This is a genomic window from Ruminococcus sp. AM26-12LB (assembly GCF_003480785.1).
Classification (GTDB): Bacteria; Bacillota; Clostridia; order Lachnospirales; family Lachnospiraceae; genus Blautia_A; species Blautia_A fusiformis.
The window spans coordinates 1-13,394 of record NZ_QUJX01000033.1 but is presented as its reverse complement, the minus strand read 5'-3'; the positions used below and the strand labels follow the sequence as shown (position 1 = coordinate 13,394).

Below are 13,394 nucleotides of genomic sequence, written 5' to 3'. Positions count from 1 at the left end.
GACACGGTGGATCAGAAGTTTTTGGACGAGATCGTTCACCTGCTGGGGCTGGAAGATAAACTGAAAAACATGCCGAACAATCTTTCCGGCGGACAGCAGCAGCGTGTGGCTATCGCACGCGCCTTGATTACCAAACCGGCTATTGTGCTGGCCGACGAGCCGACCGGCAACCTTGACAGCAAGACCAGCGCCGAGGTGCTGGGGCTTATCAAGCGCACCAGTGCAGAGTTCCGGCAAACTGTTGTGATGATTACCCACAATAACGACATTGCCCGCCTTGCAGATCGGATTGTCCGCATTGAGGACGGAAAGATTGTGGAATAAGGAGGTGGCAGGCTATGACATGGCCTTTTGAGAATGATACCAGCGCCATTACAAAGAAGCTGGCAAAGAAAAGTTTGCAAAGCGAGAAGCGCCGGAATCTGATGGTGGTGATTGCCGTTGCGCTGGCGGCGTTTCTGATCTGCTTTACAGGAATAGTGTCTACTTCCCTGACACAAATGCAGCGCAATCAGGTTCTCGATACTTATGAGGCGGTCTGGCGAGGTGTAGAGGAAAACGATATTGAAAACTTAAAAGGAGTGCCGGAGTTTGAGCGTGTAGGCGGCTACTATATGCTGGGTGAGGAACTTTCGGAACAGGGCTATCATGCGTCCTATGTGTATTGCGACGCGCAAATGATGGAGATTGCCAAGGCACAAATGAATCTGTTAGAGGGTCGGGTTCCTGAAAAGGCAAATGAAGTTGTCGTAAGCGAATACTTTCTTTCCACCTATGGAAATAACGCTAAAATCGGGGACACTGTGACCTTAGATACCGAAAGTTTTCATGGTGATTATGTCGTTACTGGCATTATGGACAGCGTAAATGAGAAAGAAGCAAATACCTGCGCGATCATTCTTTCCAAAGCTGCACTGACCGAATGGAATAGGTTTGATCCGGCTGGCTATCGCGCCTATGCTCATTTCAAAAACGGAGTCAAGTTGGACGAAGAACTGATGACCTCTTATTGCAGGGAGATTACAGAGGAATATCAGCTTCCTATGCCCAAAATGAACAGCAAATATTTTGCTTATGTCTCTAAATCCTTTGATCTTGCACTGATGGCTGGCGTGATTGCCATTGTTCTGATTGGCGGCTACATTGTGATCCAGAGTATCTTCCGTATCTCCATCAATGACAAAATCAAGAGCTACGGGCAGCTTCGGACGATTGGTGCAACGCCAAAGCAAATCAAGCGGATTGTAAAGCGGGAGGGACGCAAACTTGGCAGTATCGGAATTTTGATTGGTACAGTGCTGGGCGTATGCGGCGGTTTTCTTTTGTTTCCCAAGGGATTTAATGCTGTTTCCTATGTGGCAACGATTATTTTGACACTCATAAGCAGTTGGATCATGGTATCTGTTTCCATCCGTAAGCCGATAAAAATTGCGGCAGGGATTTCCCCGATTGAAGCCGTCCGTTTTACCCCGGCACAAAAGGACATCCGAAGCCGAAAAAAGAATATCAAGCTCAATCCTGTTTCAATGGGAATTGCGAATTTTAAGCGTGACCGAAAAAAGACCGTTGCTATTGTAGCCTCATTGAGTTTGGGCGGAATTATTCTGCTTGTGGTATCCTCCATTGTTTTGCTGCGTTCTCCAGAGGCGCTTGCAAGACGGTTTTTCCCGGACGGCGACTATAAAATTTATTTGGATTCTGAAATGACAGAAGAAAAGGTTATGGCAGCGGGAAATCCGTTGAATGAAGAATTAAAACAGGAAATCTTATCTATTGATGGTGTTACAGATATAATTCCAAGCAGACAATCTCTCTATGCAACCCTTAAGACGGACATTTACCAAAGCGGTGGTATGTGTGATATGCTGACCGACCAGAATTATGCAACAGTTGAAGCGGCTCTGACAGCAGGAACGATGCCAAAAGATTCCCGTAGTATTGTAATTGACTATAATGTGCTAAAGCAGAATGAGGATATGGGTGTTGGTTCAACAGTTGACTTTTATTTTGGAGAGGGGCAACCGCCTGTTTCCGTCACTGTATCAGGATTGTTTGATTCCAACAAGACGCCTTCCGGGCATGGAAAACTGGCCCTCGATGGAGTACTCTTTTTCGCACCAGAAGCATTGTTCCATGAACTGCACCCGGAAATCGCTTCTTTCGACTATTCATGGAGCATTGTAAACGATCCGAAAAAAACGGACTATGTGGGAGCTGAATTGAAAAATATTGTTGCCAGCCATAGTAATATTGCCTTAGATGAAATCAATACAGTGATTGAATATGAAGAAATGACAAATTCTTTTGCGTTTGGCAGTATGGAGATACTTTCATGGTTGGTATTTCTCTTTGGCGTTATCAACCTTATCAATACGACACTCTCTAACCAGATAGCCCGAAAGCAGGAAAACAGTATTCTGCGTTCTATCGGCCTAACACAAAAACAGCTATGTGAAATGAACATCTGTGAGGGGCTGTGCTATGCGCTCTTTGCAACATTGGCGACGCTGATCGTTGGGCTTCCGGCTTCCATCTTTGCTTGCAGAAAAATGAGTATAGGAGCTTTTGCCGGAAATGTAGTGCCTTACAAATTCCCGGTTTTGGAAATGGGACTGTTCATTCTGGTATTGTTCGGAATGGAACTGATCTTGTCTGTATGGACAATCCGCAGACAGAAAAAGCAATCCCTGATCGAACAAATGCGGGCGATGGAATAACCGTATGGGATCGGCGGGGCGGCGTGTGCTGCCCCGCTTTTTTCGCCATTTCTCAAAAAATTTTTGAAATGTCCGAGCTTTGTAACAATTCAGCCTGTTTTTTTGTCGAAATCAAAGGCACCTCGGACATTTATAGTTCTTCCAAAAGTTTGATGATAATATTACCATTCATGGAAGAAGCAATCTGTTATTGCAATAATGCGAAATTGACGATAGAAAGTTTTTCATATCTCGGTCAGCTCAACAATTACATTACTCTGCTGATACAGCCAGTCCGTAAATTCTTTCGGGCTGGCCGTTCCTGTTTTTACAGCCTTTTTTCTCTGTAAGGCTTCTTTCTTAAAGTCGGAAAAGGAAGCCTGTATTTTTTCCAGACGGTCAGCCGGAAAGCCTGCGGTATTTTTTACCCGGTTTATTTTGTTGCGCCAGTTCTGGCATTCATTTTTATAAAGCAGGTCATAGTTATTTTCTCTTGCCCTCTCGTCAAAGTCCCGCTTGTTTTGAAGCGCCTGTGCTTTTCGGCACTTATCGCTGCACAGCTCATACCGCTGGCTCTTTGCCAGAAAATATTTCCCACAGACCTTGCACCGCCGGAAGCAAAGTCCCCAGTCATTCAGCCGGTTCAAATAATAGGTAATCAACGGGGAGAGGGACGCATAGGCAGACACACATTCTTCTGTGCGCCGGTTGTCCGGGAACCAGAGGTCAAGCCGGGTATCTTCTGACGGTGCGCCTTTGAAATAAAGGCTGCCAGCTTGAAAATGTTTCGGTTTTCCTGTCTCCCTGTCAAAGGTCATGGCTTCGTTATGGAATACCCCGGCCAGGCTGCTCATTTTATCCATGAAGCGGTCACAGGCAGCGTTACGGTCACGGGGTTCTCTGGCAAGCAGATAGCTGTTCCAGATACGGAACGCCACATACATTTTCAGAGGGTCGTTGCTAAGATATTTCTCCCAAAGAAATTCGCTTGCCGCCTGCTCCAGCTCCGGCTGTTTCCATCGGTTGGAGTGGAGAGCTTGCCGCAGCGGAGAAAGCCCGTATAAGTTCCAGTCTCTGTCCGTGTCACGCTCAAAGTTTATCAAAAAAGTTCCCAGTGGGCGTGTCATATCACAAAGCACCTCTGCGTTTTGGCTCCCGTTCAGACGGAAGCGGATCTGCTGTTCTTCCCCAATCAAAATCCGCTCTTTCATTTTCTTCCTGTCCAGCGTCAGGACAAACAAAATCCTCTCAAAACATGGCTCATGCCGTATAAACTGATTCTCCATCCCTATCCCCTGCCTTTGTTTATGGTAATTATATAATTCAGTTATATCCGTTACACTCATGGTATCGCAGAATCATTGTTTTGTCAAGGATAGTACGCTATGATGATTGCGGTTGGTAATTTCGTACCGCACAGTACCTTGACAAGTGAATGACCGTCCAAAAGGGATATGACCGGCAGGAGAAGTGACGCATTCGGCGCACCAATGCAGGGAAACACCGCAGGAATGGGGCAGGAAAACGGCTTTTGGGGAGAACGGCAACAGGAAGCATTTTAACCTATTTGATTTATGGGAGGAACAGAATGAACGATAAAAAGAGATTGAACAGCTACGAGGATTTACCGCTGGTTCTGGATGTGGCGGACATTCAGCGGATTATGGGAATTTCAAGAGCGAGCGCCTATGAGCTAGTACACACACCCGGCTTTCCGGCGTTCCGCAGGGGTAGGCTTATCAAGGTCAGCAAAATTGCTTTCTTTGAATGGATGGCAAAAGGCTCCGAAACCGTACCGAGAAGCGACAAATAAGCGTGAGGTATCATTCCCTGACTGCAATACTGCCGCACTTTCCAAAGGAGCATACAGAGGGAAAAAAACTTAAAAATGATACCGAAACGCTACACCAAAACAGCCTATCTGTGTACATCAGGTAGAAATGGAGAAAGGAGCCGGTTATGGCAAGAATGAGCAACAAGCGGCGGCTGGAATGGTCTTTCTTCTTAAATGACCGCAGCCGTATCACTTACAACGAACTGTGCCGGAAATGCCAGCACGAATGTAAACAGAGCTTCCGGGCGGTTGTGGTTGACTGCCCGAAGTATCTTTCCAAGCGTTCCAAGAAAAAGGACAAAACTGCCGGAAACGGCAAAATCCCTTAGGAACTAAGGGCGCACTTCTATACATAGTCTAAAGACCATGTATCGTGCGTCCTGCGGAGCTTACCTCTGCCGCTGATAAAATCAGCAATCCGAGGTCTGCGTTCGCTTTGCTCCGACAAGGTGGCTACACCCCCTTGCGCCGCTAAAGCGGCTATCCCCTGTGTACCCGCCGCAAAGAGAAATCCGCTTTGCGGTTTTCCCTTTTCATCGGGTTTTATAGAAGCACTGACACACGGACTGTCTGCGGATGGTCTTTCTTTATCTTATCAGCAAAGGATGTGAGAACATGGAAAAATCTTTGGAACAGTTAAAGCAGGAATATGAAAAAACCACTGTCCTGCTGGAACGGGAAAAACGGAAAATGCAGCGTTTGAAAAACCGGCAGGCGTATCTGGAAAGCGGTTCCCGGAAACAGAGGACGCACCGGCTAATTACCCGTGGGGCAGCCGTTGAGAGCATTGTGCCACAGACAAAGGAGCTGACCGAAACGGAATTTTATTCCCTCATGGAAAGCATTTTGAATCTGCCGCAGGCGGAGCCTTTCATCCGGTCTGCCGCAGAAAACCACGCCCGTATTTCCGGGCAGGAGAAAGGCGGTGACTAAGGATAGCACTTTATCATTTTTCAATCGCACAGATAAAGCGCAGCGCCGGTCAGAGCGCCATTGCCAGCGCAGCCTACCGAGCCGGGGAGCGTCTTTACAGCAGCTACTATGGAGAAGTCAGCGACTACACCAAAAAGGGCGGCGTGATCGCTTCGGAAATCATGCTGCCGCCCCATGCGCCGGAAATATATCTTGACCGGGCGACCCTCTGGAATGCTGTGGAGAACTGCGAGAAACATCCAAAAGCACAGCTTGCCTATTCCTTTGATATTGCCATGCAGAATGAATTGACGCTGGAAGAAAACATGGAGCTGGCGAGGAAGTTCGTGCAGGAGCAGTTTGTGGCAAAAGGCATGATTGCCGATCTTGCTTTTCACAGTCCGGAGAAAGAGGACGGCGGTATCCCAAACCCGCATTTCCATGTGATGACAACCATGCGCCCTTTGAACCCGGATGGCACATGGGGACAAAAACAGCGGCGGGAATATCTTCTTGATGAAGATGGAAACCGAATCCGGGATAAAAATGGCGATTATATGTTTAATGCTGTCCACACAACAGACTGGCACGAGCCGGAAACACTGGAACACTGGCGGGAGCAGTGGGCGGCTGCCGTTAATACAAAATTTGAGGAAAAAGGACTGGATGTGCGTATCGACCACCGTTCCTATGTGCGGCAGGGGCTTGACCTGATACCTACTGTCCACGAGGGAGCTAATGTCCGGCAGATGGAAGCAAAGGGCATCCGCACCGAGAAAGGGGAACTGAACCGCTGGATTAAAGCCACCAACCGGCTCATGCAGGATGTGAGGAAGAAGATCAAAGCCCTGTTTGTCTGGATGGCAGAGGTAAAAGAAGAACTTTCCAAACCACAGACACCGAACCTTGCCGACCTGCTGATCGCTTATTACAACCAGCGCAACGCAGGGGCATGGAGCAATAAAGCCAGAACCGGAAACTTAAAGCAGTTTGCCGAAGCCGTCAATTATCTGACGGAAAACAAGCTGCTCACATTAGAGGATTTGCAGGAGCGTCTTTCCTCTGTCAACGAAGAATTTGAAGCGTTAAGCGACTCCATGAAAAAGAAATCTGCCCGGATAAAGGAATTGCAGGAATTGATACGGGAGGGCGAGAATTACCAGCGGCTAAAACCTGTTCATACGGAATTGAACAATATCAAGTTTAAGAAACAGAGGGAGAAATTTGAAACATCCCACGATGCGGAGTTACGGCTGTTTTATGCCGCCCGCCGTATTTTGAAAGAAAAACTGGACGGAAAACCCATTGCCCTGAAAGCATGGAAACAGGAATACGCACAGTTAAAAACAGAGTATGCCGAACTGTCTCCGCAGCACAAGCCACTCCGGGAGGAAGTCATACGGCTACGGCAGGTGCAGAACGCCGTAGATACCGCACTGCGCCGGAGGGAGCAGCCACAGGCAGTACAGAGAAAGAAACATGAGATGGAGCTATGATATAACCGGCAGCTTTACCGCTACCAGTATTTTTATGGAGGGAGCATTTGAATGTATTTGAAGCGGTGAAACAGTCTGTTACCACCCGGCAGGCTGCTTCATTCTATGGAATCCGGGTGGGGAGAAACGGCATGGTCTGCTGTCCATTCCACAATGACCGCACGCCCAGCATGAAAGTGGACAGCCGCTTTTACTGCTTCGGCTGCGGGGCTTCCGGGGATGTGATCGACTTTGCCGCTTTGCTGCATGGATTGGGGAAACGGGAAGCTGCGGTCAGGCTTGCGGAGGACTTCGGCGTTTCCTATGAGAAATCCGGCAATGCGCCGCCAGATAGGAAGCGTCACAACAGGTCACAGCCCCGACAAAAATCAGCGGAGCAGAGATTTCAGGAAACGGAACGGTATTGTTTCCGGGTGCTATGCGATTATCTGCGCCTGCTGGAGCATTGGAAAACAGCACACGCCCCACAGCCGCAGGATGCCATCTGGCATCCTCTTTTTGTGGAAGCGTTGCAGAGGATAAGCTACACAGAATACCTTTTGGATATTTTGTTATACGGAGAAATAGAAGAAAAAGCGGCATTGATCGCCGCACAGGGAAAGGAGGTGTTGCGGCTTGAACAGCGAATTTCAGAGCTTGCCGCCGGAAACGCAGGAAGCGGTCAAAAGGACGATGGACACAATGGAACCGGCGCAGACACCGGCAGAAATCCGGGAAACATTAGAGGGGACGCAGAAAGGCGGCGTGAAGAACAGCATCCGAAACTGCCTGACGGTGTTCCAGCGTGACCCTCTGTTTCGCGGGGCGCTGCGCCTGAACCTTTTGACGGAGCAGATTGACATTGTGAAGCCGCTGGGCTGGGAGCGCACCAGTACCACGCTGACCGACATGGACATGAACTACCTGCTTTTGTATCTGGAAGAAAATTACGGGCTTACCAGCGAGAAAAAGGTGCAGAGCGCCATCAAGATTGTTGCCAATGAAAACCGCTACCATCCAGTCAGGGATTACCTGAACAGCCTGCAATGGGACGGCACAGAGCGCATCCGTTACGCCCTGCATCACTTTCTGGGAGCCGATACGGACGAATACACCTATGAAGCCTTGAAACTGTTCCTGATGGGAGCCATCCGGCGGGTATTCAGACCGGGGAGCAAGTTTGAGGTCATGCTCTGTCTGGTTGGTGGTCAGGGAGCCGGGAAATCTACCTTTTTCCGGCTGCTGGCAGGCAGGGACGAATGGTTTTCAGACGATTTGAAAAAGCTGGACGATGAAAATGTGTACCGCAAGCTGCAAGGGCATTGGATTATCGAGATGTCGGAGATGATTGCCACAGCCAACGCCAAGAGTATTGAGGAAATCAAGTCATTCTTAAGCCGCCAGAAAGAAACCTACAAAGTGCCGTATGAGACACATCCGGCAGACCGGCTGCGGCAATGTGTATTTGGAGGGACGACCAACCGGCAGGACTTTTTGCCCCGTGACCGCACCGGCAACCGGCGCTTTCTCCCCGTGACGGTGTACCCGGAACGGGCGGAGGTTCACATACTGGACGATGAAGCGGCGGCGAGGGCGTATATCGAACAGATGTGGGCGGAAGCCATGACGGTTTATCGCAGTGGGAAGTATAAGCTGTCATTCAGCATGGAAATGAACCGATACCTGAACGCCCACCAGCAGGACTTTATGCAGGAAGACACACAGGCCGGCATGATCTACGCCTATTTGGAGGACTACACCGGCGACAGGGTATGTTCCAAGCAGCTTTATGAGGAAGCGCTGGGGAACTTAAATTCCCCGGCAGACTGGGAGACACGGGCAATCTGCGAGATTATGAATACCGGCATTGCGGGCGGCATCATACAGGGCTGGGTAGCCTACAAAAGCCCGAAGCGGTATAAGAAATACGGTTCTCAAAAAGGCTGGGAGCGTGTCAACCAAGCTCCGCCGGAGGGGGACGGTTTTCAGGAAATCACGGAAGAAGAAGCCCGGCAAATGGAACTTCCATTCTGAAAAGCCACCGGTTGACAGTTTGGTTGACGCTTTGGTTGACAGCCGGTTGACGGGGAAAAGCCTGATATTTGGGGCATTTCTCTCCTTTGTCAACCATGTCAACCAAGAAATCAAAGAAAAAGTAAAAAGTAATAATAGAGCGCCTATGGATTGTTTTCAAAGTCTTTTCTGCCGGTTGACACGGTTTGGTTGACACGGAGACAGTCTGCGGCTGTACACCTGTCTGACATTCCCTTGTCGGGCATATTTCATTTATGGAGGTAACTGCCTATGGCAAAAAGCAAAAACGAGAGCAATAACAAAAACAGCGGCACCCTGCTTACCGAAAAAGACGGCACCCAGTATTTTGTCATGGGGAAAGTCCGTATCAAGGTATCGGAGCATTTCGCACAGGATGGGAAGCCGCTTGACAGCCTGCTGGAAGATGTGATCCAGCACGCTGCCGCCGCTTCCTGAAAAAATACGGAATAACGACTGTCAATCAGCCCACGCTTATGATATACTTGTACCAGCGAGTATTGTATAAGCGTGGGTTGTTTCTTTTAGAAGGAGGATTTTTAACCGTGAAACAACCATACAATACAACGATTTATAACACTGCACTATATTTGAGATTGAGCCGTGACGATGAATTACAGGGGGAAAGCGGCAGTATCCAGACCCAGCGCATGATGCTTAGACAGTATGCCGCAGAGCATGGGCTGACCGTTGTAGACGAGTACATTGACGACGGATGGAGTGGGACAAATTTCGAGCGTCCAAGTTTCCAAAGGATGATTGATGACATCGAAGACGGGAAAATCAACTGCGTTGTCACAAAGGACTTATCCCGTCTGGGAAGAAACTATATCCTGACCGGTCAGTACACGGAAATCTATTTCCCCAGCAAGGGAGTACGCTACATTGCCATCAATGACAATGTGGACACCATCAACGGAGAAAGCGAGCTTGCACCGTTCTTAAACATCCTGAATGAAATGCACGCCCGACAGACCAGCAAAAAGGTCAAGGCTGCCATGCACACAAGATTTGCCAATGGCGCACACTATGGAGCCTATGCACCGCTGGGCTATGTAAAAGACCCGGACAAAAAAGGTCATCTTCTGATCGACCCGGAAACACGCTGGATTGTAGAGAAGATTTTTGACCTTGCTGTACACGGGCGTGGAGCCGCCAGCATTACACGGATTCTGGTGGAGGAAAAAGTACCTACCCCCGGCTGGCTGAACTATGAAAGATACGGGACTTTCGCCAATATCTACGCCGGTGCGCCCGCAGAAAAAGCCTATGCGTGGACGATAGCACAGGTCAAGAGCATTTTGAAAGAGGAAACCTACATCGGTCACAGCATTCACAACAAGCAGAGCAACATTTCATTCAAGAACAAGAAAAAGGTGCGGAAGCCGCAGGAAGAATGGTATCGTGTGGAAAATACCCACGAAGCCATCATTTCTGAAGAAGTGTTCCAAAAAGTTCAGGAGCTGATTGCAAGCAGACGCAGGAAACGCAGAAACGGTACGACACAGATTTTCGCAGGATTGATAAAATGTGCAGACTGCGGATGGTCTTTAGCCTATGGGGAAAACAAGCAGAATAAGAACCCATACGGGTACTACCATTGCAGCAAGAACGGGCAGGGATTACGCCAGTGTTCCATGCACTATATCCGCTATGATGTACTGTATGCCTATGTGCTTGCAAGACTGCAATACTGGTCTATGCTGGCACAGAAAGACGAGGACAATCTGCTGAAACGCCTGCTCAATGCCAGCGACAGGGAAAGAAACTCTGCGAAGAAAAAGCAGGCTGCGGAGCTGAAAAAGGCAGAGAAGCGTAAAGCCGAGGTTGACGGGCTGTTTGCTAAAATGTATGAGGACTGGTCTGCCGGACGCATAACCGAGTATAACTTCAATATGCTGTCCGAGAAGTACCAGAACGAGCAAAAGGAGCTTGAAACAAAAATAAGACAGCTTCACGAAACGATGGAAGCCGCCGTACAGACCGCAGCGGATGCTGAAAAGTGGATTGCCCTGATGAAACAGTATGTCAACCCTGTGGAGCTGACCGCCGAACTTCTGAACACTCTAATTGAAAAAATAACCGTCCACGAAGCTGTCAAGGGCGAGGACGGAAGCCGTGAGCAGGAAGTAGAAATCTACTACCGCTTCATCGGCAAAATCGACTGACCTTTCTTTTTTACCCAACAATATCTTTAATTAAGGGAGACGGGGAACTCCAATCCAGATATTGAACTGTTAGCACCAATTGCAAGACTGCTACATATTTCCCTTGATACCCTGTTGTCTTTTCATGAAAATCTGACAGACGTTGAAATTACAGAACTTATTCAGGAAATGGACAAAATGTTTTCAGCAGAAGGTTACGAAAAGACCTATCAATGGGCAGTAAATATCATAAAAGATTACCCTAACTGCAACATGCTTATCTGGCAGGTGGCGGTGATGCTTGACTCGCGAAGAATCATAGGTCAGTGTGAGCATCCCGATAAGTACGACGAACAGATTAATTCCTGGTACGAAATGGCACTAAATGACAAGGACGAAAAAATCCAGCACCATGCGGCAGATTCTCTGTTCGGATTCTACTTGCGAAAAGGGAATTATGAAATGGCAGAAAAATATCTGAACTATTTTTCCGACTATGATCCCATGAAAAAACTAAGACTTGGGCAATTATACATGGAACAGGAAAAAACAGAAGAAGCATATGAAAAACTGGAAAATATAATTCTTTCAGAGTATACTACTTTGAATCTTGCCTTTGGCATGATGATCACAAAAGCTCTTGACAATAAAGATCATAAATCCGCAAGATTCCTGGCCGAGAAAATGTATGCATTAGCAGGTATTTTTGAGATGGGAAAATACAATGAATGTGCAACCATGTTTAATGTTGTGGTGGCAGAACAAAATGTAGAAGATACTTTTAAGGTAATAAAACAACTGCTGGAGAATGTCGATACAATCTGTGATTTTCAGAAATCAAGATTATATAAACATATAAAATTCCAAGATGTAGAAAATCCATATGCTGAAGAAATGAAAAAAGAACTGATTGCAGGCTTCCAAAATGAAGAAGACTTTGCTTATATGAAAGGCTATAAACCCTGGAAAAAATTATTAGCAAAGTATTGATCCTGCTTATGTTTATTGCAAAATAAAAAACCTATTCATTCGCAATAGATCACATTTATAGATGAAAGAGATGCAGGCGTCGCGGCTCCTGCATCTCTTTTAACCCATAGGGTGCGTGATTGCAACGAAATTTACCACCTCAATGGATGATAAATTGCAATATATTTCAAAAATAAAAGAAGAACGTAATAAGGCACAGGACGAACTTGCTGAACTAAGGAAAATTCTTGAATTGCCAGATGATATTTCTTTGACAGAACACATTACAAAGATAAAAATAAATATTGACAAGGAGTAATTGAACCAGTATCATATAAGTACAAAGAAGTCTTTTTCCGGAGTGAGAAAGATATTATTACTTATTCAAAGGAAAGGGGCTCTGGACGAGTTCCTTTTTACATTTCATAAAATTTGATTTTATAACATATACTCTGAACACAAAGTAGCTCTGGATAGGATATTCGGAGTTGTAAAACGGCGGAAATATCATTGCTGGTATTTCCGCCACTTCTTTTATAGATTATTCGCACTATTCAATCCATCCACTCAATTACACAAAATCAAATCGTCTCATAATTTACATTAATATATGTACGCCACCCCCAAAATATGATAAGGTGAAGCAAATAGAATTTTTCAGGAGGTTATTAACAGTTAAATATAAATTATAAAATTATAAAATCATATAAGTACATGTTGAGTTTTATAAGATATTAGAGTGGAATATTATGGAAAGGAGCTGATGCTTTGAGTAAATATTATTCTATACATGAATTTTCAAAAATTATAGGCGTATCCGCCCAGACATTACGAAATTGGGATGCCAATGGAAAACTTCATCCGCATCATACTACAGTAAGCGGCTATAGATATTATTCTGACGAGCAACTCAACCAGGTAATAAATGTAAAGCCTAAAAATCGCATTACAATTGGATATTGTCGCGTTTCCAGCCATAAACAGAAAGATGATCTGGAACGACAGATTGATAATGTTAAGACATATCTTCTGGCAAAAGGACAGCCATTTGAGATAATAAGTGATATCGGTTCCGGAATTAATTATAAGAAAAAAGAACTCCAGGAATTGATCAGGCGAATATCTCAAAATCAGGTTGAAAAGGTTGTTGTTTTATATAAAGATCGGCTATTGCGATTTGGTTTTGAATTGATAGAATATATCGCTTCGCTTTATAATTGTGAGATTGAGATTATTGATAATACTGAAAAATCCGAACAGCCGGAACTTGTTGAAGATCTGGTTCAGATAATCACAGTATTCAGTTGCA

General features: G+C 46.4%; 14 protein-coding genes. 13 read left to right on the top strand and 1 reads right to left on the bottom strand.

Annotated features, from left to right (window positions below; translation table 11 throughout):
* Both DW694_RS16450 and DW694_RS16445 read left to right on the top strand, forming a co-directional pair.
* The coding region (locus DW694_RS16450) for an ATP-binding cassette domain-containing protein (protein ID WP_118752610.1) at positions 1–324 on the top strand (324 nt) is incomplete at its 5' end.
* Positions 325–338: 14 nt separating this feature from the next.
* The gene (locus DW694_RS16445) at positions 339–2,717 is read left to right on the top strand and encodes an FtsX-like permease family protein (RefSeq protein ID WP_077326079.1); all 2,379 of its coding nucleotides are present in this window, start codon (positions 339–341) and stop codon (positions 2,715–2,717) included.
* A 224-nt stretch (positions 2,718–2,941) separates the two neighbouring features.
* Here the strand turns inward: DW694_RS16445 and DW694_RS16435 are convergent, their stop codons facing one another.
* Entirely contained in the window at positions 2,942–3,982 is a 1,041-nt protein-coding gene (locus tag DW694_RS16435) for a DUF6076 domain-containing protein (RefSeq protein WP_118514308.1), read from the bottom strand.
* 302 nt (positions 3,983–4,284) lie between these two features.
* Here DW694_RS16435 and DW694_RS16430 point away from each other — a divergent pair, with 302 nt between their 5' ends.
* From DW694_RS16430 to DW694_RS16385, 11 genes are all read left to right on the top strand, one after another.
* A complete protein-coding gene (locus DW694_RS16430; RefSeq protein ID WP_008368839.1) occupies positions 4,285–4,509 on the top strand; it encodes a helix-turn-helix domain-containing protein in 225 nt (74 codons plus the stop codon).
* A gap of 146 nt (positions 4,510–4,655) precedes the next feature.
* Positions 4,656–4,859: a hypothetical protein gene (locus tag DW694_RS16425; protein ID WP_004614949.1), complete on the top strand. Its 204-nt coding sequence runs from the start codon at positions 4,656–4,658 to the stop codon at positions 4,857–4,859.
* Positions 4,860–5,145: 286 nt separating this feature from the next.
* Complete coding sequence (locus tag DW694_RS16420) at positions 5,146–5,463, top strand: DUF3847 domain-containing protein (protein ID WP_019162597.1); 318 nt, start codon at positions 5,146–5,148, stop codon at positions 5,461–5,463.
* A 2-nt stretch (positions 5,464–5,465) separates the two neighbouring features.
* Positions 5,466–6,938, top strand: a complete 1,473-nt coding sequence (gene mobQ / locus DW694_RS16415; protein ID WP_173905416.1) for a MobQ family relaxase — start codon at positions 5,466–5,468, stop codon at positions 6,936–6,938.
* Between the two features lie 47 nt (positions 6,939–6,985).
* Complete coding sequence (locus DW694_RS16410) at positions 6,986–7,726, top strand: CHC2 zinc finger domain-containing protein (RefSeq protein WP_014079457.1); 741 nt, start codon at positions 6,986–6,988, stop codon at positions 7,724–7,726.
* Positions 7,611–8,951 (top strand): virulence-associated E family protein, encoded by a 1,341-nt coding sequence (locus DW694_RS16405; RefSeq protein ID WP_009321442.1) that lies wholly within the window; start codon positions 7,611–7,613, stop codon positions 8,949–8,951. The genes DW694_RS16410 and DW694_RS16405 overlap by 116 nt, the downstream gene beginning before the upstream one ends.
* A gap of 270 nt (positions 8,952–9,221) precedes the next feature.
* Positions 9,222–9,407 (top strand): hypothetical protein, encoded by a 186-nt coding sequence (locus tag DW694_RS16400; protein WP_004849804.1) that lies wholly within the window; start codon positions 9,222–9,224, stop codon positions 9,405–9,407.
* A gap of 107 nt (positions 9,408–9,514) precedes the next feature.
* Positions 9,515–11,137, top strand: a complete 1,623-nt coding sequence (locus DW694_RS16395; RefSeq protein WP_014079459.1) for a recombinase family protein — start codon at positions 9,515–9,517, stop codon at positions 11,135–11,137.
* Positions 11,138–11,314: 177 nt separating this feature from the next.
* Complete coding sequence (locus DW694_RS16390; RefSeq protein WP_243148618.1) at positions 11,315–12,106, top strand: transcriptional regulator; 792 nt, start codon at positions 11,315–11,317, stop codon at positions 12,104–12,106.
* Between the two features lie 142 nt (positions 12,107–12,248).
* A complete protein-coding gene (locus tag DW694_RS17035; protein ID WP_021652569.1) occupies positions 12,249–12,404 on the top strand; it encodes a hypothetical protein in 156 nt (51 codons plus the stop codon).
* A gap of 449 nt (positions 12,405–12,853) precedes the next feature.
* On the top strand, positions 12,854–13,394 hold a 541-nt coding region (locus tag DW694_RS16385), incomplete at its 3' end, for an IS607 family transposase (protein WP_118753345.1).